The organism is Nocardia sp. CNS-044, assembly GCF_059570515.1.
In genome coordinates, this window is the sequence record NZ_JCANSX010000006.1 from 816,566 (window position 1) to 839,062 (window position 22,497).

The 22,497-nt window shown below is 69.6% G+C and carries 19 protein-coding genes and 1 tRNA gene; 10 read left to right on the top strand and 10 right to left on the bottom strand.

The genetic code is table 11. The features are described 5' to 3' along the window. Positions 1 to 228 precede the first annotated feature (228 nt). The 5 genes from T333_RS12490 to T333_RS12510 all read right to left on the bottom strand — a co-directional run bounded on the left by T333_RS12490 (position 229) and on the right by T333_RS12510 (position 7,978). Entirely contained in the window at positions 229 to 1,320 is a 1,092-nt protein-coding gene (locus T333_RS12490) for a glycerol dehydrogenase (protein WP_496424519.1), read from the bottom strand. A 197-nt stretch (positions 1,321 to 1,517) separates the two neighbouring features. Then, positions 1,518 to 2,150, bottom strand: a complete 633-nt coding sequence (locus T333_RS12495) for a nucleoside triphosphate pyrophosphohydrolase (protein ID WP_496424783.1) — start codon at positions 2,148 to 2,150, stop codon at positions 1,518 to 1,520. A gap of 269 nt (positions 2,151 to 2,419) precedes the next feature. Then, the gene (gene mfd, locus T333_RS12500; RefSeq protein WP_357250303.1) at positions 2,420 to 6,088 is read right to left on the bottom strand and encodes a transcription-repair coupling factor; all 3,669 of its coding nucleotides are present in this window, start codon (positions 6,086 to 6,088) and stop codon (positions 2,420 to 2,422) included. Positions 6,089 to 6,534: 446 nt separating this feature from the next. Beyond that, positions 6,535 to 7,182 carry a TetR family transcriptional regulator gene (locus T333_RS12505; RefSeq protein WP_355002025.1) on the bottom strand — a complete coding sequence of 216 codons (648 nt, stop codon included), beginning with the start codon at positions 7,180 to 7,182 and terminating at the stop codon, positions 6,535 to 6,537. A 181-nt stretch (positions 7,183 to 7,363) separates the two neighbouring features. After that, complete coding sequence (locus T333_RS12510) at positions 7,364 to 7,978, bottom strand: TetR/AcrR family transcriptional regulator (RefSeq protein WP_355002026.1); 615 nt, start codon at positions 7,976 to 7,978, stop codon at positions 7,364 to 7,366. Between the two features lie 355 nt (positions 7,979 to 8,333). Here T333_RS12510 and T333_RS12515 point away from each other — a divergent pair. The 7 genes from T333_RS12515 to T333_RS12545 all read left to right on the top strand — a co-directional run bounded on the left by T333_RS12515 (position 8,334) and on the right by T333_RS12545 (position 14,005). Then, positions 8,334 to 8,404, top strand: a tRNA-Gln gene (locus tag T333_RS12515). 88 nt (positions 8,405 to 8,492) lie between these two features. After that, positions 8,493 to 9,983: a bifunctional UDP-N-acetylglucosamine diphosphorylase/glucosamine-1-phosphate N-acetyltransferase GlmU gene (gene glmU / locus T333_RS12520; protein ID WP_357250299.1), complete on the top strand. Its 1,491-nt coding sequence runs from the start codon at positions 8,493 to 8,495 to the stop codon at positions 9,981 to 9,983. Then, entirely contained in the window at positions 9,980 to 10,960 is a 981-nt protein-coding gene (locus T333_RS12525) for a ribose-phosphate diphosphokinase (RefSeq protein WP_067784493.1), read from the top strand. Before glmU ends, T333_RS12525 begins: the two co-directional genes overlap by 4 nt. Positions 10,961 to 11,235: 275 nt before the next feature. Next, complete coding sequence (locus tag T333_RS12530; RefSeq protein ID WP_496424520.1) at positions 11,236 to 12,006, top strand: hypothetical protein; 771 nt, start codon at positions 11,236 to 11,238, stop codon at positions 12,004 to 12,006. A 78-nt stretch (positions 12,007 to 12,084) separates the two neighbouring features. After that, positions 12,085 to 12,351, top strand: coding sequence for a hypothetical protein (locus tag T333_RS12535; protein ID WP_355002029.1), 267 nt, complete (start codon positions 12,085 to 12,087; stop codon positions 12,349 to 12,351). A gap of 57 nt (positions 12,352 to 12,408) precedes the next feature. Then, on the top strand, positions 12,409 to 13,332 hold the full coding sequence (locus tag T333_RS12540; RefSeq protein ID WP_496424521.1) for a hypothetical protein: 924 nt from the start codon (positions 12,409 to 12,411) through the stop codon (positions 13,330 to 13,332). Between the two features lie 28 nt (positions 13,333 to 13,360). Beyond that, positions 13,361 to 14,005 (top strand): DUF2461 domain-containing protein, encoded by a 645-nt coding sequence (locus T333_RS12545; RefSeq protein WP_496424522.1) that lies wholly within the window; start codon positions 13,361 to 13,363, stop codon positions 14,003 to 14,005. A gap of 109 nt (positions 14,006 to 14,114) precedes the next feature. On the opposite strand, the gene egtD is transcribed toward T333_RS12545, so the two are convergent. From egtD to egtA, 4 genes are all read right to left on the bottom strand, one after another. Continuing rightward, positions 14,115 to 15,086, bottom strand: a complete 972-nt coding sequence (gene egtD, locus T333_RS12550; protein ID WP_357250287.1) for an L-histidine N(alpha)-methyltransferase — start codon at positions 15,084 to 15,086, stop codon at positions 14,115 to 14,117. Further along, positions 15,083 to 15,919 carry an ergothioneine biosynthesis protein EgtC gene (gene egtC / locus T333_RS12555; protein WP_496424523.1) on the bottom strand — a complete coding sequence of 279 codons (837 nt, stop codon included), beginning with the start codon at positions 15,917 to 15,919 and terminating at the stop codon, positions 15,083 to 15,085. The genes egtD and egtC overlap by 4 nt, the downstream gene beginning before the upstream one ends. Next, entirely contained in the window at positions 15,919 to 17,256 is a 1,338-nt protein-coding gene (egtB, locus tag T333_RS12560; RefSeq protein WP_496424524.1) for an ergothioneine biosynthesis protein EgtB, read from the bottom strand. The genes egtC and egtB overlap by 1 nt, the downstream gene beginning before the upstream one ends. A gap of 85 nt (positions 17,257 to 17,341) precedes the next feature. Continuing rightward, complete coding sequence (egtA, locus tag T333_RS12565) at positions 17,342 to 18,652, bottom strand: ergothioneine biosynthesis glutamate--cysteine ligase EgtA (RefSeq protein WP_496424525.1); 1,311 nt, start codon at positions 18,650 to 18,652, stop codon at positions 17,342 to 17,344. Between the two features lie 239 nt (positions 18,653 to 18,891). Between egtA and T333_RS12570 the strand changes: the two genes are divergently transcribed. Both T333_RS12570 and T333_RS12575 read left to right on the top strand, forming a co-directional pair. Then, positions 18,892 to 20,070 (top strand): aminotransferase class V-fold PLP-dependent enzyme, encoded by a 1,179-nt coding sequence (locus T333_RS12570; protein WP_496424526.1) that lies wholly within the window; start codon positions 18,892 to 18,894, stop codon positions 20,068 to 20,070. Continuing rightward, positions 20,070 to 20,987 (top strand): ribonuclease Z, encoded by a 918-nt coding sequence (locus T333_RS12575; RefSeq protein ID WP_355002037.1) that lies wholly within the window; start codon positions 20,070 to 20,072, stop codon positions 20,985 to 20,987. The genes T333_RS12570 and T333_RS12575 overlap by 1 nt, the downstream gene beginning before the upstream one ends. A gap of 49 nt (positions 20,988 to 21,036) precedes the next feature. Here T333_RS12575 and T333_RS12580 read toward each other — a convergent pair whose 3' ends face one another. Then, entirely contained in the window at positions 21,037 to 21,591 is a 555-nt protein-coding gene (locus T333_RS12580; RefSeq protein WP_496424527.1) for a TetR/AcrR family transcriptional regulator, read from the bottom strand. A 104-nt stretch (positions 21,592 to 21,695) separates the two neighbouring features. On the opposite strand from T333_RS12580, the gene T333_RS12585 reads away from it, so the two are divergent. Further along, positions 21,696 to 22,406 (top strand): lysophospholipid acyltransferase family protein, encoded by a 711-nt coding sequence (locus tag T333_RS12585; protein ID WP_496424528.1) that lies wholly within the window; start codon positions 21,696 to 21,698, stop codon positions 22,404 to 22,406. Positions 22,407 to 22,497 lie beyond the last annotated feature (91 nt).

Here is a 22,497-nt window from a genome sequence, read left to right on the forward strand (position 1 = left end):
GCATCGCGGCCGCCGAGCTCGTTCGGACCAGCAGCCGCCAACCCCGTCCAGATCAGCAGCGCCGAGCCCCATTCGGACCAGCGGCCGCCAACCCCGTCCAGATCAGCAGCCGCCGACCTTGTCCAGATCAGCAGCCGCCGAGGCCATTCGGACCAGCAGCCCATCGAGCCCGTTCGGACCAGCGGCCGCCGAGCGTTTTCGAATCGTCAGCCGACGAGTGTCGCCGAATCAGCGACCGCCGAGGGCGTCCGCAGCGAGTAGGGCGTCGAGCACCATCGGCGCGTCCACCGTGAACGGCTCGTTGTGGATCGTCTCGCCCGGGGCGGTGGCGCGAGTCGCTATGGCGGACAGGGTTTCCCGGTCGGCGTCGGCGAGGCCGAGGTCGGCGAGGGAGGTCGGCAAGCCGACGTGGTCGCAGAAATCCAGGACGGTGTCGATCTCGTTGGCGGGCGCGCCTTCCAACACCAGTTGGGTGAGTACGCCGAAGGCGACCTTCTCGCCGTGCAGGTACGGGTGGGTCTGCGGTGCGGCGGTGAGTCCGTTGTGCACCGCGTGCGCGGCCGCGAGGCCGGAGGATTCGAAGCCGAGGCCGGAGAGCAAGGTGTTGGCCTCGACGATGCGTTCCAGCGCCGGGGTGACGGTCTTTGTGTGCACCGCGGCCAACGCCTGCGGTCCGTCGGAGAGCAACGTGCGGTAACACAATTCGGCGAGCGAACCGGCACTGCGGGTGGACGCGCCGCCGCGCATGTTGCGCACGTGCCCGGCGAGGCAGGTGCGCGCCTCGAACCAGGTGGCGAGCGCGTCGCCCATACCAGCGACGAGCAGCCGCGCGGGAGCCTGCGCGATGGCGGAGGTATCCACCAGCACCAGAGCGGGATTGCGGCGCACCAGCTGATACGCCTCGAATTCCCCTGCGTCCGTATAGATCACCGACAGCGCGCTGCACGGCGCGTCACTCGACGCGGTGGTCGGACAGCTGATCATCGGCAGCCCCAGATCGTCGGCCACCGCCCGCGCCGAATCGATCACCTTCCCGCCACCGGCGCCGAGCACCGCCGCACTGCCACCGGCCCGCACGGCGTCGGTGATCCGCGCGATCTCCGCCCTGCTGCACTCCCCGCCGGAGGGATGCACCGAATACTCGATCTTCGCCTCCCCCAACGACCGCTCCCACGTCGCGGACAGCAACCGCCGCGCACTGCTCCCCGCGACGATCAACACCGGCCCCTCGATCCCCAACCGGCGCAATTCCTCCCCCAATGCCGCCGAGGCATCGCGCCCCTGCACATAGTGACCAGGCGACGAGAACACACTCAGCATCCGACACCTCCCGCTCGAGGGGCACCGGCGCACCCCAACCAGCCGCCATCGACCCGCCCAACGCTACGCGCCGAGCCCCCGCCTCACCGCGAATTCAGCCGCGCGCGGCGCTCAGTTCAGCGCTTCAGAACCTGGGCAGGAACGCCACCGCGGGCGCGTCCGGGCGGCGAACCGCCGATTCGGACCGAATCAGTTCCTCAGCACGTCCAGAAGTGGCGCCAGTCGGCGGGCGTGAGGGCGGTGCGGGTGCCACGGGCGGATTCGGCGGCGTCTTCCGCGGCGCGAATGGTGGCGGCGAAGGCGAGGGTGGCTTTGCGGAGCCGTTCTTCGGCGCTGTCGGGGCCGCCGAGGTGGACGACGCGCAGGTCGGCGGGGATCAGGTCGTCGGGAAGGCCCGCGCGGGTGCTGCGGGAGACGATCTTCTCGGCGAGGGCGAGGGCGGGCTGGGCCATCGCGATACCGTCGAGGCAGGAGCGGCGCGCCTTCTCGGCGGACTTGCGTTCCTCCCAGGCGCGTTCCTGGGCGGCGATCTTCTCCTCGACGGTGGCGTCGGGCGCGATGCCGGCATCGATCAGGTGCGGGCTGCGGTTGACGAGCTTGGCGACCAAGGCCGCCGCGACGTCGTCGACGGTGAATTCGCCTGCGGCTTCGGCGATCCGGGAGTGGAAGAGCACCTGGAGCAGCAGGTCGCCGAGTTCTTCCTTGATGGTGTCGGCGTCCTCGTGCTGGATGGCGTCGAGCAGTTCGTAGGTTTCTTCCAGCAGGTAGGGACGCAGCGAGTCGTGGGTCTGGGTGACCTCCCAGCCGCCGAAGTGCCACAGCCGGTCCATGACCTCGACGGCCCCGGTCAAACCCGCGGCCACCAGTGCAACGTCGGCCCCTGGCTGCGCACCACATGTCCCCGATTCGGCGCCGCCCGCCACAGCGGATTCCTCGACTCCGGCCGATGACGCGCCCTTGCTCCCCGAACCAGCGCGGCCCGCCACAGCGGGTTCCTCGTCGCTGGCCGATGACGCGTTCGGGCTTTCCGATGTGCCGTTGCGCGAGGCGGAACCCTCGGATCGCCCTGAACCACCTCCCGCGGCACCGTCCGGAGTACTCATCGAGCCGCCGTCGCCTCGGTGTCCACCGTGAGATCCACTGCCCCCTGGGCCTTTCCGTCCAGCGCGAGCAGCAGATCGGCGACGAACTGCAACAGCCGCACGTCGCGCACCCGCTCCGCGCCGACACTGTCCTCGACCCTGGGCAGCGGCAGCTGCACGACACCGCTCGCCGCCTTGTAGCCCGCGCTCGGATAGAGCCGCTTCAACCGCAACTGCTTGGAGTCGGGCAGGTTCAGCAGCGGCGAGACCTTCAAAGTCGTTCCGGTGACGGCGATCTCGGTCACACCGTATTCCCGCGCGACCAAACGCAGCTTCGCCACCGACACCAGACGCCCCACCTCGACAGGCAGCGGGCCGTAGCGGTCGACCAGCTCCTCCACCACCGCGGCGAGAGCCGGATCGTCTTGGGCGGCAGCCAGTTTGCGGTACGCCTCCAAGCGCAGCCGATCGCTGGCGATGTAGTCGGGCGGGATGTGCGCGTCGACGGGCAGGTCGATGCGCACTTCCTTGACCTCTTCGGTGGTGATCGGCTTGCCGTCCGCGGCGGCGCGATACGCCTCCACAGCCTCGCCGACCAGGCGCACGTACAAGTCGAAGCCGACGCCCGCGACGTGACCCGACTGTTCGGCGCCGAGCACGTTACCCGCGCCGCGAATCTCCAGGTCCTTCATGGCCACCGCCATGCCCGCGCCGAGATCGGAGTTCTGCGCGATGGTGGCCAGCCGGTCGTAGGCGGTCTCGGTGAGCGGCTTCTCCGGCGGATACAGGAAGTAGGCGTAGCCGCGCTCCCGGCTGCGCCCGACGCGACCGCGCAACTGGTGCAGCTGCGAAAGACCAAGGGCGTCGGCGCGTTCCACGATCAGGGTGTTGGCGTTGGAGATGTCCAGGCCGGTCTCGATGATGGTGGTGCAGACCAGCACGTCGAACTCGCGCTGCCAGAAGCCCTGCACGGTCTGCTCGAGCATGTCCTCGTTCATCTGACCGTGCGCGACCACCACCCGCGCCTCGGGGACCAGATCGCGAATCCGCTTGGCCGCCTTGTCGATCGAGGACACTCGGTTGTGCACGTAGAACACCTGGCCGTCGCGCAGCAGCTCGCGCCGGATGGCGGCGGTGACCTGCTTGTCGTTGTAGCCGCCCACGTAGGTGAGCACCGGGTGTCGTTCCTCGGGCGGGGTGAGGATGGTCGACATCTCGCGGATGCCCGCCAGGCTCATCTCCAGGGTGCGCGGGATCGGGGTCGCCGACATGGTCAGCACGTCGACGTGCGTGCGCAGCGCCTTGATGTGCTCCTTGTGCTCGACGCCGAAGCGCTGCTCCTCGTCGACCACCACCAGGCCGAGATCCTTCCACCGCACGCCCGTCTGGAGCAGGCGGTGGGTGCCGACCACGATGTCGACCGCGCCGTCGGCCATGCCCTCGAGCACCGCCCGCGATTCGGCCGGATCGGTGAACCGGGACAGGCCCTTCACGGTGACCGGGAATCCGGCGACGCGCTCGGTGAACGTCTGCAGGTGCTGCTGGGCGAGCAGCGTCGTCGGCACCAGCACGACCACCTGCTTGCCGTCCTGTACCGCCTTGAACGCCGCGCGCACCGCGATCTCGGTCTTGCCGTAGCCGACGTCGCCGCACACCACCCGGTCCATCGGAACCGGCTTCTCCATATCCGACTTGACCTCGGCGATGGCGGTCATCTGGTCGACGGTCTCGGTGAACGCGAACGCGTCCTCCATCTCCTGCTGCCACGGCGTATCCGGCCCGAACGCGTGACCCGGCGCCGCCTGCCGCGCGGCGTAGAGCTGCACCAGCTCGCCCGCGATCTCGCGAACGGCCTTGCGCGCCTTGCGTTTCGTGTTCGCCCAGTCGGAGCCGCCCAGCTTGGACAGGCTCGGCATCTCGCCGCCGACGTAGCGGGACAGCTGATCCAGCGACTCCATCGGCACGAACAACCGGTCGCCTGGCTGGCCGCGCTTGCTCGGCGCGTACTCGATGACCAGGTACTCCCGGCGCGCGCCGCCGACGGTGCGCTCGATCATCTCCACGAACCGGCCGATGCCGTGCTGATCGTGCACCACCATGTCGCCCGCGGTGAGGGCGAGCGGGTCCACCTGGTTGCGCCGTTTGGCGGGCAGCCGCTTGCCCTCGGCGGGCGCGGTGACGCGGTTACCGGTCAGATCGGACTCGGCGACCACGACCAGCCCGGCGCCGTCGAACACGAGACCGTCGTGCAGGGAGCCGCACAGCACGCCGACCACGCCCGGGTTGGGTTCGGCGCCCGCGTCCAGCGCCGCAGCGGGCACCTCCGCGTCGGCCAGTCGCTCCAGCACGCGCTGCGCGGTGCCGTGACCGGCCACGACGACAACGGCGCGACCACCGGTGGCCACGTGCGCGCGCAACGAGGCGAAGATCGTGGCGACCAGCTCGTCGGAGCCGCGTGCCGCGGGACCGGCCAGCACCGGAAGCACGACCTCGGCCGGATCGCCCGACTCCAGCGGGCTCAGGCTCCACCACGGCAGCCCGTGCCGATCGGCGCTCTCGTGGATCACCGGCAGCGCGCGGTACGAGGAAGCCGCCAGGTCGAGGCCGTTCCCGCCGAGCGGCGCGGCGCCGCCGAACGAGGCCGCCGTCCACGACGCCTCCAGGAACTCCTCGCCGGTGCGCACCAGGTCGGCGGCGCGGGTGCGGATCTTCTCCGGATCGCACAGCAGCACGTGCGTGCCCTCGGCGAGCTGTTCGGTCAGCAGCCGCAGCTCACCGGGCTGCAACACCGGAAGCAGCGCCTCCATGCCGTCCACCGGGATGCCCTCGGCCAGCTTCTCCAGCATCTCCACCAGCGCGGCGTCGGCGGCGTTCGCCTCGGCGACCTCCGCCGCCCGCGCCCGCACCTCGGGGGTGAGCAGCAGCTCGCGACAGGGCGGCGCGACGACGACGTCCACCTCGAGTTCGCCGATCGACCGCTGATCGGCGACCGCGAACGGCCGCAGCTCGGTCACCTCGTCGCCCCAGAACTCGACGCGCACCGGATGGTCGGCGGTCGGCGGGAACAGATCGAGGATGCCGCCGCGCACCGCGAACTCCCCGCGCTTGCCCACCATGTCCACCCGGGTATAGGCGAATTCCACCAGGCGAACGAGCAATTCGTCGAAATCGAACTCCGCGCCGACCCGCAGCACGATCGGCTCGATGTCGCCGAGACCGGCCGCCATCGGCTGCATCAGCGAACGCACGGTCGTCACCACCACGCGCAGCGGCTCCGGGAACACCGAATCCGCCCGCCCGTCGCCCGACCCCCGCCCCTCATCGAAACGCTTCGCGTTGCCGTAGTCCAGCGCGAGCCTGCGCAGCACCTCCAGCCTGCGCCCGACCGTGTCCGCGCCCGGCGACAGCCGCTCGTGCGGCAGGGTCTCCCAGGAGGGGAACTGCGCGACCGTCTCGCCCAGCATCTCCTGCAACTCGACGGTCAGATCGTCGGCTTCGCGGCCGGTCGCGGTCACCACGACCAGCGGACGCTTGGCCGCCACCGTCGCCGCGACGAACGGCCGCACCGCCGACGGCGCCACCAACTCGACCGACGATTTCCCGATCAGCTCGGTGACCGTGCGCAGCGCGGCATCCGCCCCGGCCGCCGCGACCAGTCCTGCCAGTGGTGGACGGTGGGTGGACATCGACAACTCCTGAGCTCAAGCGGGCGTTTCGAGCGGCGAACCGAGTCTATTGGCGCGCCGACACGCGCAAGTCCGCAGGGGTTCCATTCCGGACGCGGGCCACGTTGACCACCCTCGCGATCACGGGACAGACCACTACCCGCGAGGGATTGTCCCAGGATCGGTGGGTCGGCCCCTGCCGGTCGTCCGACAGCACCTCGCCCAGCCATCACCTCTATGTCGGACGAGGGTCAGGCGGCGTGGTGGTTGAAGCCGACCGCCAGTTGCTCGCCTTCGAACGCGAGGTTCAGTTCGGCTTCCAGAGCGATGGACAGGCGGTGCAGCAGGGGCAGTGTGGGGGTCACGTCGCCGCCTTCCATGCGAAGCCAATCACGGTCATACCTTGGCGCAGGCGGTCATTGGCTTTCAGGAGCGCCGAAGATGTTGCGCTACGCCGCTTCCCGCCCCTACGGCACGTAGCGGCGCAACCGTCGCGCGGCGAATTCGCGGAAGTACGAGAGCTTTTCCGTCGGGACGATGGACGGCAGCAGGAAGTACCAGGCACGTTCCATGCGGGTGGCCATCTGGTCGATCGACTCGGTCCCGACCGCGACGATGTGCACGCCCGCGGTGACCTCCTGCAGCAGCAGGCCGACGATCTCGGGATCCAGGTCGGATTCCAGATCGCCTTGGGCGATGGCACGTTCGGCCAGGAGGCGATAGGTATCGCCCCAGGTCTTGGCGATGTTGTCGCCCTGAGCGCCGCGGTAGTCGCCGATCTGGTGGGTGAGCTTGAGCATGGCGCCGACCATCGGGTCGTTCATCGACAGGTCGGCCACCACATAGGTGATGCCGATGCACGCCTCCAGCGCGGGCACTCGCGGATCGAAGAAGCCCTGGCACGAGCTGATCAATCTCTCGTTGCCCTGATCGACGACGGCGCGCGCCAGTTCTTCCTTCGAACCGAAGTGAAAGTACAAGGCGCCCTTGGTCACGTTGGACTGCGCGATGATCTCGCTCAGGCTCGCGTTCGCATATCCCAAGCGCAGAAAGACATCGGCAGCGCCCGCAAGGACGGAATCGCGGGTGATCTCCGCGCGCGCTTGCCTAGCCATCAGATCCGCCTGTCATCCCTAAAACCAGCCATCCTGAAGTAGACCGACATCCCGAAGTAAGACCGACATACCGCCCGAACAGCACCCAGAGGATGGGTGAACCGTACCACCAGGTGGGCGCACGACAGTCAATTCGAGCATTCGGCCGAGCCTCCATCGCAATTCGCTGGTTAACAACCGGTCAATCCGACGTGCCCGCGCGCCATTCCGAAACCAGCCGCGGATCGGCCTCCAAGTGACTCAGGCCGTTCCAACAGAGATTCACCAGATGCGCTGCCACAACCTCTTTGGGTGGTTCCCGCACGTCCAGCCACCACGTCGCGGCTGTGGAGACCATACCCACCAACCCCTGCGCGTAGAGAGTCGCCAGGCTCGTGTCGAAATCGCGCCGCTCGAAATCACCGGCGAGGATGTGCGCGACCTGGTTGACCGCCTCGTTGAGCAGGCTGGAGTAGCGACCGTCGTCGGTGGTCGCGACCTGGTCGCGCACCAGGATCCGGAACCCGTCGGTGCGCTCCTCGATATAGGTGAGCAGCGCGAGCGCGACCTGCTCGAGCCGCACCCGCGAACGGTTCTGTGTGAGCGAGGACGTGATCATGTCCAGCAGCATCGACATCTCGCGGTCGACGACCACCGCGTAGAGCCCCTCTTTGCCGCCGAAGTGTTCGTACACCACAGGTTTGGAGACCTGGGCGCGCTGCGCGATCTCCTCGATCGAGGTCGCGTCGTACCCGCGTTCCGCGAACAGCGCCCGGCCGATCTCGATCAACTGCTGGCGCCGTTGGGTTCCCGTCATCCGCGGCCGAGACACGCTGTTCCGCCTCTCCGTGTCATGTCGCCGGTCCTGAGCGCCTCGCCGGTTCCGCACCGAGCCACCGAGCGGGCCGTGCTCGGGTCCGGGCGTTCCGGGCGAGTTGTCCATGTTCTTGCGAAATCAGTCGTTGTGTCGGGGCGTCCGGCAGATACCTCGCCCTCGGGCAGAACCTTACCGTCAAACGGCAACTGTTCCAGACAGCGGAGTCCCCCGGGGCCGGCGAACGTGCTAACGCGCGCGTGGGACGGGATCGGTTCGACGTGAGACGGGTCTTCGTGCGAGGATTCAACCCGTGCCGAGGCACAGCGGCGGTTCCGTTGATCCGCCGGTGTGGCGATCCGCCGTAGTGTAATGGCAGCACCTCTGATTTTGGTTCAGATAGTTCAGGTTCGAGTCCTGGCGGCGGAGCACACCGGCACGGTGACTATCGTTGGCCCCGCACATCGCTGACCAAGCACTCATAGCCAGCACGATGACAGGCAGCCGAGGGAGATCCATGCCACAGCAGACCGCCGTCGTCGTTCTCGCCGCCGGAGCCGGGACGCGAATGCGGTCGAAGACCCCCAAAGTTCTGCATTCGCTGGCCGGCCGAAGCATGCTCGCGCACGCGCTGCATGCGGCGAACGAGATCGACCCCGCGCACCTCATCACGGTGGTGGGCCACGACAGAGAGCAAGTCGGCGCCGCGGTCGCCGAAGTGGCCGCCGAACTCGGCCGCGACATCACCCCAGCTCTGCAGGAGGAGCAGCTCGGCACCGGCCATGCCGTCCAGTGCGCGCTGCGCTCGCTGCCCGAGGACTTCACCGGCGATCTGCTGGTCACCTCCGCCGACGTGCCGCTGCTCGACGGACACACGCTGGCCGCGCTGCTCGACGAGCACCGCAGCTACACCGAGCGCTCCGCGGTCACCGTCCTGACCTTCGTCCCGGACGACCCGAACGGCTACGGCCGGATCATCCGGGACAAGGACGGTCAGGTCGTCGAGATCGTCGAGCACGCCGACGCCACCCCCGAGCAGGCCGCGATCAGCGAGGTCAACTCCGGCGTGTACGCGTTCGACGCCGCCGTGCTGCGCACGATGATCGGCAGGCTGTCCACCGCCAACGCCCAGCACGAGCTGTATCTCACCGACGTGCTGCGCCTGGCCCGCGAGGCCGGGCATCCGGTGCACGGCGCCCGCCTGGTCGACGCGGCCAAGGTCACCGGCGTCAACGATCGGGTGCAGCTCTCGCAAGCCGCCCGAACCCTGAACCGCTACATCCTGGAACGCCACATGCGGGCCGGTGTCACCATCATGGATCCGGCCACCACCTGGGTGGACGCGAGCGTGCGGATCGGCAGGGACGCGGTGCTGCGGCCCGGCGTGCAGCTGCTCGGCGCGACGGTCATCGGCGAGGACGCCGAGATCGGGCCCGACAGCACGCTGACCGACGTGCTGGTCGGCGACGGCGCGAAGGTGGTGCGCACGCACGGCGAGCAGTCCACCGTCGGACCGGGCGCGGCCATCGGACCGTTCAGCTACCTGCGACCGGGCACCGTGGTCGGCGATTCCGGCAAGCTCGGCGCCTTCGTCGAGACCAAGAACGCCACCATCGGCGCGCACTCCAAGGTGCCGCACCTCACCTACGTCGGTGACGCGACGATCGGCGAACACAGCAACATCGGCGCTTCCAGCGTCTTCGTCAACTACGACGGCGTGCGCAAGCATCACACCGTGGTCGGCTCGCATGTCCGCACCGGCAGCGACACCATGTTCGTCGCACCGGTGACCGTGGGTGACGGCGCGTATACGGCGGCGGGTACTGTACTGCGCAGAAACGTTCCACCGGGGGCGCTCGCGGTGTCGGGTGGAGCACAGCGCAATATTGAGAACTGGGTGCAGCGGTACCGGCCGGGGACCGCGGCGGCGATCGCGGCGGCGGCAGCCATCGCGGCCGACGAGATGTCGGGTCAGGCAATCGAGCAAAAGGATGGCAAACAGCAGTGACCGCGTCATGGATCGATAACCAGAAGAACCTGATGCTCTTCGCGGGACGCTCCCATCCTGAGCTGGCCGAGCAGGTCGCCAAGGAACTCGACGTCCATGTCACGCCCCAGATCGCGCGCGACTTCGCCAACGGTGAGACCTTCGTTCGCTTCGAGGAATCCGTCCGCGGTTCGGACGCCTTCGTGCTGCAGAGCTTCCCGGCGCCGGTGAACCAGTGGCTGATGGAACAGCTCATCATGATCGACGCGCTCAAGCGCGGTTCGGCCAAGCGGATCACCGCGGTGCTGCCGTTCTACCCGTACGCGCGGCAGGACAAGAAGCACCGCGGCCGTGAGCCGATCTCGGCCCGCCTGGTCGCCGACATGCTGAAGACCGCGGGCGCCGACCGCATCATCACCGTCGACCTGCACACCGATCAGATCCAGGGCTTCTTCGACGGCCCGGTCGACCACATGCACGCGCTGTTCCAGCTCTCCGAGCACGTGCGCGCCAACTACAGCCTGGAGAACATCACCGTCGTCTCGCCCGACGCGGGCCGCGTGAAGGTCGCCGAGAAGTGGGCCGACGCGCTGGACGGCGCGCCGGTGGCGTTCATCCACAAGACCCGCGATCCGCTGGTCCCGAACCAGGTGAAGTCGCATCGTCCGGTGGGTGACGTCGACGGCCGCACCTGCATCCTGATCGACGACATGATCGACACCGGTGGCACCATCGCCGAGGCCGTGCGCGTGCTGCGCGAGGCGGGCGCGGGCGACGTCGTCATCGCGGCGACGCACGGCGTGCTCTCCAACCCGGCCGCCGAGCGTCTCGCCGCCTGCGGCGCGCGCGAGGTCGTGGTGACCAACACCCTGCCGATCACCGAGGACAAGAAGTTCCCGCAGCTGACGGTGCTGTCCATCGCGCCGCTGCTGGCCCGCACGATCCGCGAGGTCTTCGAGAACGGTTCGGTCACCGGCCTGTTCAACGGCAACGCGTGACGCTTCCCTAGCAACACAGCGGCCCGGGCTTCGCGCCCGGGCCGCTGTCGTTTCGTCGGCCGGGTACGCGTCCTGCGCGTTCGCTCCGGCCTTGCGCGGGCTACTGACAACCCCCGTCCGGCAGCGTCCTCCGGGTGTACCGCCGCATTCGCTCCGGCCGCGCGCGAGGCCGCCCACGGACTATGTCCGATAGCGCCTGCAAGCCCGCGCTGGAGTTGGCCGGGCGAACGTGATACCCATGTGGGGCAATCGAACACGTAGAGGGGGGCGCCGTCATGACCACGCCGCAGGAACCGCGACCTGGCATCGACATCGGCAAGTCGGGGGCGCAGGACGACCGCCGGACGGCGGAGACCCAGGTGTACCAGCCGCCGAGCACGGCGCCGGAGACGCAGGTCTACCAGCCCGGGCAGGCGCACGGTTCCGGCACCGCGCCGGAAACGAAGGTGTACCAACCCGGTTCGCCCAGTCTCCCGGAAGCGCCGGTCTATCAGCCGCCGGAGCCGCCCGCGGCCCCGCAGTATCCGGCCGGTGGCGTGTACGGGTATCCGCCGCTCGACGGCGCTCCGGCGGGCACGCCGGCCGGAGGCTACCCGCAGCAGCCGAGCCCGTACGACGCGCCGCCCGCCTACCCCGCCGCGCCCGCCTACCCGCCCGCGTACCCGGCGGCGCCCGCTCACCCTTCCGCACCGGGCTATCCGCCCGCATCGGGCTATCCGGCCGCGCCGGGTTACCCTGCCGCACCGGGTTATCCGGCGGCGCCGGGCGGCGGCTACTCGCCGTACCCGGCGGGGCCCTACCGGCCGACTCAGACGCAGACGCTGTCGATCATCAGCTTCGTCTGCCTCGGCCTCAGCGTGCTGGGTGTCGGTTTCTGCTTCTTCCCCATCCTGCTCACCGGACCCGCGGGCATCATCCTCGGTTTCGTCGGGCACACCAAGAACGAATCGCTCGGCAAATGGGCGGCCATCGCCAACGCCGTGGTGTTGGTGCTGGCGGTCCTGCTGGTCGTCTTCGCCTTCGGAATAGCGAGCTACTCGTATTAGTCACGGACTCGACGGATCCGCGAATTCGCGGCGTCGAGTTACCCCCGTCCCGGCATCGGCGGGACGATACTGGGACCCATGAACCGTGACCCGCTGGACATGGACATGGGAGACGACGAGCAGGAAGACGAGATCCGCGAGTACGAGCGCTACATCGAGAATCCGCCGGAGAACCTCACCATCCGCGATCGGGAGAGCGAGGACGACGGCAGGCTCGGCATCGGCGAGGACCTGGACGAGCGCTGGACCCGGCGCGGCCAGCGCGCCGAGGACGTGGACGACTCGACCCTGCCCGCCGAAGAGGCGGCGATGGGAATCATCGACGAATCCGACTTGGAACGTTAAAGCTCGAACCACGTGGTACCCGGGGGTTGCTAGGCGCATACGACCAGGAGGCCGCTGATGAGCACACCCAAGAATCCCGACGAGTCGTCCGAGGACAAACCGCTGACCGGCAGCGCACCGCAGTCGGGGCAAGAATCGGGGGCGTCGCTGTCGAAGAAGCCGGAAGAACCCGAGCCGACGGGCACCGAATGGGCGACTCCCGCGTCCGCACAGCCGGTCCCAGGCGAGTCGACGCAGCCGCCGTCGGTCTCCGGTGGGACCGAGGCGGCGAGCGAACCCTCGGCGACCTCGGGCGGTGGGCCGTCCTCGGCGTCCGGTAGCGCGACGGAACCGCCGGTGACCGGCTCGGCGCCGCAGTCGACCGGGCCGGAGGGATGGAATCAGCCGGGGGCGGGTCAGCCCGAGTATCCGTTCGGCGGGCAGCCCGGCTACCCCGGTGCGGGGCCGGCCAGCTATCCCTCGAGCGAGCAGCCCGGCGCACCGGGACAGCCCGGCTATGCGACGGGTGGGCAATACGGCTATCCCGGCGGCGAGAAGCCGGGCGAGCAGTCGTATCCCGGCGGCCAATACCCCGGCGGACAGGGTTATCCGCCCGGAGGCCCGTCCTCGTACTCCACTTCCGATCAGGCCGACTACCCGGCGGCGCAGCCTTATGGACAGCCGCAGCACGGCGGCGCGTATCCGCAAGGCCAAGGCGGCTATCCCTCCTATCCGCAGCAGGGCCAGCCCTTCGGCGCCGAGCAGCCGAGGAAGCCGGGCACCCAGACGATGTCGATCATCGGTTTCGTCTGCGCGGCGCTCGCGCTGTTCCTGTGCCCGATCCTGTTCGGCCCCGCGGGCATCGTGTTCGGCATCCTCGGCCACAACAAGGGCGAGCCGCTCGGCCGGTGGGCCGCCATCGCCGCGGGCGTGGCGCTGATCGTCGGGCTCATCCTCAGTTTCGCGGTACTCAACACCGATTTCGTCCCCGACCAGAATTGAGTCGGTGGCCCGCCGTAAGTTCTCGGTCATGAGTGGTTTCGGTGGATTTCCGTTGGCCGGACTCGATTTCTACGAGGACTTGGAGGCCGACAACTCCAAGGCGTTCTGGAACGCGCACAAGTCGGTGTACGAGGACGCGGTGAAAGCGCCGATGGTCGCGCTGACCGCGGAGCTGGAAGCCGACTTCGGCACCGCGAAGATCTTCCGTCCCTATCGCGACGTGCGCTTCGCCAAGGACAAGTCCCCGTACAAGACGGCGCAGGGCGCGGTGATCGGCACCGCGCCGGGCGTCGGCTGGTACGTGCAGATCAGCGCCGCCGGGCTGTTCGTCGGCGGCGGCTTCTACTCCGGGACACCCGCCCAGGTCGCCCAGCTGCGCGCCACGATCGATGACGACGTGCGCGGCCCGGAGCTCGAGAAGATCCTCGCCAAGCTGACCAAGGCGGGGTTCACCATCGGCGGCGACAAGCTCAAGACCAAGCCCAAGGGCTTCGACGCCGACCACCCGCGCATCGACTTGCTACGACACAGATCCCTGACCGCGAGCCGCCAGTTCGGTGCGCCCGAATGGCTGGAGACGCCACGCGCCGCCAAGGAGGTCCGCAAGGCCTGGGAGACGATGCGCCCGTTCATCGATCGACTGACCTCGATCGTCGGACCGGCCAACGCGTAGGTGGAGTCCTGCACCGCCGAGCGCGGTACGACGCTCACCGCCCGGCAGACGTGCAGTCGGCGCTGCCGGGCGAGGCACGGCGCGAGGAGGCCTCCGGGGACTCCCACCGCTAGATCCGCGCGGCGAGCACCAAGGCGAAGCGATCGTCGTCGTCGGTCCACACCCGCTCGGTGCGGAAACCAGCGGCGGCGAGTTCGTCATCCAGCCCGTCGACGCGGAACTTCGCGGAGATCTCCGTGCGCAACTGCTCGCCGCGCGCGAAGTGCACCGTGAGGTCGAGGTCGGCGACGGTGACCGTCATGTCCTCGGTCGCCGCGAGGCGCATCTCGATCCACTCGCGCTCGGCGTCCCACAGCGCGACGTGCGCGAACTTCTCCGGATCGAAGTCGGCCCGCAGGCGGTGGTTGAGCACGTGCAGGACGTTCCGGTTGAACTCCGCGGTGACCCCGGCCGCGTCGTCGTAGGCGGGGACGAGCACGTCCGGATCGATGACCAGCCCGGCGCCGAGCAACAGCCGCTCGCCCGGCTCGAGCACCTCCCGGATGCCCGCGAGGAATTCGGCGCGCTCGTCGGGCACCAGATTGCCGATGGTGCCGCCGAGGAAGGCGATCATCCGGCGGCCGCCGCGCGGGAGGTTGCGCAGAGTGTCGGTGAAATCGCTGACCACGCCGTGCACGCCGAGCGCGGGGAACTCCGCGGCGACCTGCTCGGCCGCCGCCCGCAGCGCCGCCGACGAGACATCCTGCGGCACATAGGTCTTCAGCGGCCCTTCGGCGGTCAGCGCGGAGAGCAGCAGGCGGGTCTTGTGCGCCGAGCCCGCGCCGAGTTCGACGAGGACCTCGGCTTGCGCGATCCGCGCGATCTCGCCGACCACCCGTTCCAGCAGGGCGCGTTCGGTGCGCGTCGGGTAGTACTCGGGCAGTTCGGTGATGCGCTCGAACAATTCGCTGCCACGGGCGTCGTAGAACCACTTGGGCGGCAACCACTTCGGGTCGGCGGTGAGCCCGCGCCTGGCGTCGGTCCGCAGTGCCGTCGTGAGATCCTCGTCGGAGAGATGGACTTCCAGCGTCGGTGCGGTCATGGCGTGGACCTTTCGGTATCGGGCGGGATCAGCTCCTCGATCGAGAGCACCCCGGGCCTGGCGATCACCAGCTTCCGGTCGGGAATCGGCTGCCAGCGCGGATCGTCGTCGTACGGTTCTGAGGAGAGGATGGCGACGTCGTCGGTGACGAGCGCGGACAGCGCGTGGTGCACCGTGGTGGCCCACACCTGTTCGCCGTCGCCGATCAGCAGGTTGAGCCGGGCCGTCGGCATGTGCCGGAGCACGGCGTCGACAAGCAGACGCAACGCGGTCGCCGGGGTCTTCGCGTAGTCGGCGGATTCGGTGGAGCGCAACAGGTCTCGCAGCAGCACCCACAGGGCCGCAGAGTCGGTCGCCGCTTCGGCCTCGAGCAGCCGGGCGGTCTCGAAGAGGCGGGTCGCGCCCGCGCGGGTCGCGGCCACGTCGAGGTCCGAGGTGACCGCGGTGAGCACCCGTCGCCACTCCGGTATCGCGCCGTTGTGGCTGAAGGCCCAGCGTCCATCGATGAAGGGCGCGCACGCGGCCCGTTCGACGGGCATCCCGACGGTGGCCGAGCGGATCGAGCCGAGCACCGCGCCCGAAACCAGCTGGGGCAGTACCTCTTCCACCGCGGGATCGGTCCAGATGGGGTCGGGATTGCGATAGCGGCTCGCCTCCGGCGCGCCGCCCGCGCCGTTTCGCCACCACGCGACACCGAAACCGTCGGCGTTGATGGTGCCGCCGCCGCGCATCTCCTTCGGCGCCCACGCCTGCGTGCGCAGGGAATGCGTTCCGCGCGTCAACAATTCGCCGACCGCCGTCGGCGGGCCGACGTAACCCAGATGCCGGCACATCAGATTTCGTCCCGCCCCAGGTCGCGGGCGAGGCGGAAACCGGAGAAGATCTGGCGGCGGATCGGGTGGTCCCAGTTGCGGAAGGTGCCGCGGCAGGCCACCGGATCGGTGCCGAACGAACCGCCGCGCAGCACGCGATAGTCGCCGCCGAAGAACACCTCGGAGTACTCCTTGTACGGGAACGCGCGGAAGCCGGGGTAGGCATCGAAGCCCGACGACGTCCACTCCCAGACATCGCCGATCAGCTGGTGCACACCCGCGGGCGACGCGCCCGCCGGGTACGCGCCGACCTCGGCCGGTTCGAGATGGCGTTGTCCGAGATTCGCTGTGGCGGAGTCGGGTTCGGCATCGCCCCACGGGTAGCGGCGTTCGGCGCCGGTGTCCGGGTCGTACCGTGCGGCCTTCTCCCACTCGGCTTCGGTGGGCAGTCGCTTGCCCGCCCAGTTGGCGTAGGCCTCGGCCTCGAACCAGCAGACGTGCAGCACCGGCTGGCGCGGACGCAGCGGGGTCATCACGCCGAAGACCCGCCGCCACCAGTGTCCGGCCGGATCGCGGTCCCAGAACTGCGGCGCCACCAGCCCCGCTGCGGTGCGGTGCGCCCAGCCGCGCTCGGACCACAGTTCGGGGCGTTCGTAGCCGCCGTCCTCGACGAAGGCCAGGTACTGTTCGTTGGTGACCGGTGCGGCGTCGATCGCGAAGGCGGGCAAATGAACCCGGTGCGCGGGGCGTTCGTTGTCCAGCGCCCACGGATCGGTGGAGGTGCCCATGGTGAACTCGCCCGCCGGGATGATCACCTCGCCGGAGACCGGGATCGCCGCGGCGGGCGCGCTCGGCGCGGCGAGCACTGCGGCGCCCGTGCGCAACTGGTGGGTGGCCAGCATGGTCTCGTCGTGCTGCTGTTCGTGCTGGGCGATCATGCCGAACGCGAAACCGCCGTCTACCAGACGATTTCCGCGCAGCGCACTGCTGTCGAGCACGTCGAGCACCTTGTCGCGAACGGTGCCGACGTAGCCGCGCGCCTCGGTGGGATCGAGCAGCGGCAGCCCAGGGCGATTGGACCGCGCGTGTTTGAACGCGTCGTAGAGTTCATCGATGTCGGCTCGGACGGGATCGCGTCCGCCCACGTCGCGCACCAGCCACAACTCCTCCTGGTTGCCGATGTGCGCGAGGTCCCAGACCAACGGGCTCATCAGACGGGAATGCTGGGCGACGAGCTCGGCCTCGTCCACGACGTCGGTCAGGCCGTGCGTCCTGGCGCGCGCGGTGGTGAGCACCTCGGCGATCCGCTCACGGAGCCGCTCGGTGCCGGAATGGTCGGTGGGGGCGAAAGTTGTCACGGTAACGCTCTCCGGGCGGTAGTCGTGCGGCGGGACGTGCCGCGTCCTCGTCGAATGATGCTGTACGCGTGTCTGATTCGCGCTGTCACGACGCGGCCTCCACCCGGGTGCGGGCCGGAGTGCGGCCGCCGCGACATCGTTGCGAGGCGTCGCCTAGTTCGCGGGCCGCCGACGGCGTGCGGGCGTGCGCGGCGGCGAGGTCGAGCAGGTCGACGGCGGCCTTCCTGATCTCCGTGTCCACGAGGCCGTAGCGGGCCGCCTGCAACCACCGGCCCGCGACGGGCGCCGCGAGCGCGGTCGCTTCGGCGACGACGGCGGGCGCGGACAGCAGCGCGTCGAACGCGTGGACCGGGACCGTCCAGGTGTCGCCCGGCTGCGCGTCCAGGTAGCGGACCTCCAGGTGGCCCGAGGCTCGGACCTGCGGGAACAAGGTCGTCAGGTGGTAGTCGAGGTCGGCGGTGTCGGGGCGGCGGCCGATCTCGTCGTCCAGCGCGCCGGACAGCCAGTCGGCGAAGGTCGCGCCCGGCGGGGCCGTCCACCCTGCGCCATTGCCGTCCGAGGGCGCGTCGGGTCTTCGGACGCACAGCAGCGGCACGTCCAGCGCCCAGCGGGCGTAGGCGGTCACCGGGTCGGACCATTCCTGCACCGGCGGGCGGGTCCTGGAGTTGTCCAGGCGCAGCCAGGCGCGCATCCGCTGGGAGGCCCACGCGCCTTCGGGCGCGCCGCGGAGCGCGGGCGAACAGGCGAAGGCGGCGACCAGGGCCGGACCCATGGCGTACAACGCGGTCCACCTGGCGGTGACCTCGGCGCGGTCGGCGCCCGCGTCGACGCTGACCTGGGTCGCCGCGGTATTGCACATCATCAGCTTGCCGAAGGGGCCGATTCCGCCGAAGGACTGCTCCATGGCGCGGTAGCGGGGCAACCGCAACACCCGCTTCGGGCGGCGGTCGGCATCGGCGGAGAGGGAAAGTGTTCGGATGCACCGGGTTTCGAGCAGCTCGCGCAGCAGGCGGGCGTCGCCGATCAGACGCTCGCACAGCTCGGCGGCGGTGGCATACGGTGCGCTGGAGAGTTCGATCTGACCGCCGGGTTCGAGGGTGACCCGGCTGCCCCCTGGCAACGGAAGCGCCGGAGAATCGGGGGCGATGGACCGCGGTGCGTGCGGTCCGAGCGCGGCTGCGAAGGCAGACAGCTGCGGACGGGGGGCCGCGGCGGACCCGGACGCCGAACACTCACCCTGCACGGTGAGCCACTCGAGCTCGGCGCCGATCAGCGTCGGTGGCCCCAGCTTGAAGCAGACGCCGCCGACGTAGGCCTCGGCGACCGCGCGCGAGGACAGCTCGCCGGGCTCGATGGCTTGCCTGGCCGATTCCGGATGTTCGAGCGTGATCGCCATGCCAACCTCCACCTGAGTTCGTGCGCGGGGCCGGACATCCGTCCGAACACCATGATCGTTGTTCGTGTCGCTGTCTCCGCGCCCGAACACCGATCCGAACGCGCTCTCACCGTGGTTCCGTTCAAACCAGGGTAGCCACGGATACCGACAAATATCCGTCCAGCAGTCGAACAGACGGTCCGACCTGGGGCGCTGCCGAGCGCCTGCGCTGGGACTTCGGTACCGATAATGTCGTCGGCATGCTGGACGAGACGCGGGTACGCGAAGACACACCGGGCTGCCGGTCCGATTCCGGGCTGGTCTTCCTCGACAGCGCGGGTTCCTCGCTCCCGCCCGAGATCGTTCTGGACACCGTCGTCGACCATCTGCGCAGGGAGGCCGAGATCGGCGGCTACCGCGCCGCCAACGAACGCCTCGACGACCTCGCCGCGGTCAAGACCGCGATCGGCGCGCTGATCAACGCCGACCCGAGCGCCATCGCCCTCAGCGACAGCGCGACGCGCTCCTGGGCCGACTTCTTCTATTCCGTCCCGCTCGGACCGGGCGACCGCGTGCTCATCTCCGGTTCGGACTACGCCAGCAACGCCATCGCGGCGATCCAGCGGGCCCGCGCGGTCGGCGCCACGGTCGAGCAGATCCCCAACGACGGCAGCGGACAGCTCGATCTGGACGCGATGGCCGAGCTGGTCGACGAACGGGTCGAGCTGGTGTCGTTGTCGCACGCGCCGACCAACGGCGGGCTGGTGAATCCGGCCGCCGAGGCGACCAGAATCGCGCACTCGGTGGGAGCGCTGGTGTTGCTCGACGCCTGCCAGTCGGCGGGCCAGATCCCGATCGACGTGGCCGAGCTCGGCGTCGACGCGCTCTCGGTCACCGGGCGCAAGTGGCTGCGCGGGCCGCGCGGCACCGGATTCCTCTATGTGCGACCGGAATTGGCCGCCACGATGGAACCGCAGCGGCTGGACCTGCACAGCGCGGAGTGGACCGGTCCCGAGGAGTACCGGCTCGCGCCGGACGCCAGCCGCTTCGAGTTCTGGGAGTGCGACGTGGCCGCTCGGCTCGGGCTCGGCGCGGCCGTTCGATACCTGCTCGACCTCGGGCCGGAGGACGTCTACGCGGCGATCGGCGCGCGGGCGGAGTACCTGCGCAAGGCGCTGCCCGAGATCGACGGAGTCACCGTGCGCGACAATGGCGTTCGGCACAGCGGCATCGTCTCGTTCACGGTCGACGGCGTGTCCCCCGCCGAGGTGCGCGACCGGCTCGCGGCGCAGAACATCACGGTGACGGTCAGTTTCGCCAGTTCCACCCTGCTGGACATGACCGCGCGCGGGCTGGACTCGGTGGTGCGCGCGTCGCCGCACTGCTTCGTCTCCTTCGAGGAACTCGACCGGTTCGTGGCCGCCGTCGCCGCCCTCTGATGTCGCAGCGCGAGCTCGTCGTCCTCGGCACCGCCAGTCAGGTGCCGACCAAACACCGCAATCACAACGGTTATCTGCTGCGCTGGGGTGCGGAGGGTGTGCTGTTCGATCCCGGCGAGGGGACCCAGCGGCAGATGGCGTTCGCCGGGCTGGCGGCGGGCGACATCACGCGCATCGCGGTAACGCACTTCCACGGCGATCACTGCCTCGGGCTGCCCGGCATCGTGCAGCGGATCAATCTGGATCGGGTCGCACACCCCGTGGACGTGTACTACCCCGCGTCCGGCGAGGTGTATTTCGAGCGGTTGTGCAATGCGACGGCGTTCTACCGAACCGTCGAGCTGCGGGCGCGGCCGATCGCGGGGCCCGGTGCGTTGCCCGCCCCCGACGCGCCGTTCGGGATCGAAGCGGTGCCGCTGTCGCATCCGGTCGAGGCGTTCGGCTACCGGCTGACCGAGCCTTCCGGGCATCGGATGCTGCCGGAACGGCTGCGTGCCCGCGGCGTGCGCGGACCTGATGTCGGTCGGCTGCAACGCGAGGGTTCACTCGTCGTCGACGGCGTGACCGTCACGGTCGATGAAGTCAGCGAACCACGGCCAGGGCAGAGTTTCGCCTTCGTCATGGACACCCGCCTGTGCGCGGGCGTGCACCAATTGGCTTCCGGCGTGGACGTTCTGGTGATCGAGGCGACCTTCCTCGACGCCGACGCCCACCTCGCCGACGAATACGGCCACCTCACCGCGGGCCAAGCCGCCCGCGTCGCCGCCGAAGCCGGCGCCCACACCCTCGTCCTCACCCATTTCTCCCAGCGCTACCGCACCCTCGACGGCCACCGCGCCGAAGCCGAGAAGTATTTCACCGGCGAGCTTTTCATCGCCGAAGACCTCGCCCGCATCCCCTTCCCCCCGCGCCGCTGATCCACGAACAGATCGTCGGCGATCTCGGCCACCGCCGCGCGGAAGGCGTTCAGAGAAGGTGTAGTTCGAGGATTTGGTCGACGAGGGTCGGGTCGTCGGCGGTGGGGGCGATGAGGGTGAGGCTCTGGTTGGCGCGGAGGGTGGCGAGGCCGTGTAGGGCGGTCCAGAGGAGGAGGGGGCGGTCGGGGGCCGTGGGGCTTGCCTGGCTGACGAGGTCGGCGAAGCGGTCGAAGAGCGGGAGGGTGGTGGCGCGGAGGTTGGCGCCGGAGCCCTCGAGCAGGTCGTGGCGGAACATGAGGGTGAACATCTGCGGGCGGGTGGCCGCGAAGTCGACATAGCCGATGGCCATGCGGCGCAGGCGATCTCGGGACGGGGCGCCGGAGTCGTCGGTCGCGGCGAAGCGCGCGGCGAGATCGGCGAAGCCGCGCGCCGCGATGGCCGCGAGCAGCGCCTTGTGGGTGGGGAAATGCCGACGCGGCGCGCCGTGCGAGACGCCCGCGGCGCGAGTGATCGCGCGCAACCCGAGCCGATCCGGACCTTCCTGTTCCAGCAGTTCGACGCCGACGGCGATCAGTCGTTCGCTCAGGGGTTCGTTCCCGGTCACGCAGACATTGTGCACGTCGGTCCGTCGGCCGGCGAACGCAGGGTAGACAATGTCTACGCACTCCGGTAGACATTGTCTACACGTTTGTCGACGGAAGGTTCCCCGTGTGGTATCGCCTGTTCAAGCACGTCCTGCTCGGTCCGCTGCTGCGGATCATCGGCCGACCCGAGGTGGTCGGCCTGGAGCACGTGCCGCGCAGCGGGCCGGTGATCATCGCCGCCAACCACTTGGCCGTGATCGACTCGCTGTACCTGGCGCTCGTCCTGCCGCGCCGGGTCACCTTCCTGGCCAAGCAGGAGTACTTCACGGGCACCGGGTGGAAGGGGCGCTTCAACCGGTGGTTCTTCTCCGCCGCGGGCCAAGTGCCGGTCGACCGGACCGGCGGCACCGCGGCCGCTGACGCCCTGGCGGCCGCGACCCGAATCCTGGGGGCGGGCGGCGTCTGGGCAATCCACCCGGAGGGCACCCGATCGCCGGACGGCCGGGTCTATCGCGGGCGCACCGGCGCGCTGCGGGTCGCCATCGCGACCGGCGCCCCGGTGGTCCCCGTGGTGCTGTCCGGGACCGACCGGGTCAATCCGCGGGGCAGCCGGATGTGGCGATTCGCCAAGGTGCGCGTCCACTTCGGCGCGCCGCGCTACTACCCGCCCGCCGAGGCGCGCGCGGACGCGCGCACCGAGACCGACGCGCTGATGCGGGAGCTGGCGCGGCGATCCGGTCGGCAGTACGTCGACTCCTATGCGGCCACGTTCCACGGCACGACCGCGCGCCGGTCGTCCGCACGAGCGGACCTGAGGTCTCGCGACCACCACTGATGCGCCGCTAGGTCAGCGCTCGCGACCCCGCTGAGGCATCGACGTCACGGCGATCCGCCGGAATCACCGTCGCGCGGGCATGAGTACCGCC

Excerpts from the sequence above, each read along its gene's own strand:
- T333_RS12490 (WP_496424519.1), bottom strand. The coding sequence starts at position 1,320 with ATGCTGAGTGTGTTCTCGTCGCCTGGTCACTATGTGCAGGGGCGCGAT.
- T333_RS12495 (WP_496424783.1), bottom strand. The coding sequence starts at position 2,150 with ATGGACCGGCTGTGGCACTTCGGCGGCTGGGAGGTCACCCAGACCCAC.
- mfd (WP_357250303.1), bottom strand. The coding sequence starts at position 6,088 with ATGTCCACCCACCGTCCACCACTGGCAGGACTGGTCGCGGCGGCCGGG.
- T333_RS12505 (WP_355002025.1), bottom strand. The coding sequence starts at position 7,182 with ATGGCTAGGCAAGCGCGCGCGGAGATCACCCGCGATTCCGTCCTTGCG.
- T333_RS12510 (WP_355002026.1), bottom strand. The coding sequence starts at position 7,978 with ATGACGGGAACCCAACGGCGCCAGCAGTTGATCGAGATCGGCCGGGCG.
- glmU (WP_357250299.1), top strand. The coding sequence starts at position 8,493 with ATGCCACAGCAGACCGCCGTCGTCGTTCTCGCCGCCGGAGCCGGGACG.
- T333_RS12530 (WP_496424520.1), top strand. The coding sequence starts at position 11,236 with ATGACCACGCCGCAGGAACCGCGACCTGGCATCGACATCGGCAAGTCG.
- T333_RS12535 (WP_355002029.1), top strand. The coding sequence starts at position 12,085 with ATGAACCGTGACCCGCTGGACATGGACATGGGAGACGACGAGCAGGAA.
- T333_RS12540 (WP_496424521.1), top strand. The coding sequence starts at position 12,409 with ATGAGCACACCCAAGAATCCCGACGAGTCGTCCGAGGACAAACCGCTG.
- T333_RS12545 (WP_496424522.1), top strand. The coding sequence starts at position 13,361 with ATGAGTGGTTTCGGTGGATTTCCGTTGGCCGGACTCGATTTCTACGAG.
- egtD (WP_357250287.1), bottom strand. The coding sequence starts at position 15,086 with ATGACCGCACCGACGCTGGAAGTCCATCTCTCCGACGAGGATCTCACG.
- egtC (WP_496424523.1), bottom strand. The coding sequence starts at position 15,919 with ATGTGCCGGCATCTGGGTTACGTCGGCCCGCCGACGGCGGTCGGCGAA.
- egtA (WP_496424525.1), bottom strand. The coding sequence starts at position 18,652 with ATGGCGATCACGCTCGAACATCCGGAATCGGCCAGGCAAGCCATCGAG.
- T333_RS12570 (WP_496424526.1), top strand. The coding sequence starts at position 18,892 with ATGCTGGACGAGACGCGGGTACGCGAAGACACACCGGGCTGCCGGTCC.
- T333_RS12575 (WP_355002037.1), top strand. The coding sequence starts at position 20,070 with ATGTCGCAGCGCGAGCTCGTCGTCCTCGGCACCGCCAGTCAGGTGCCG.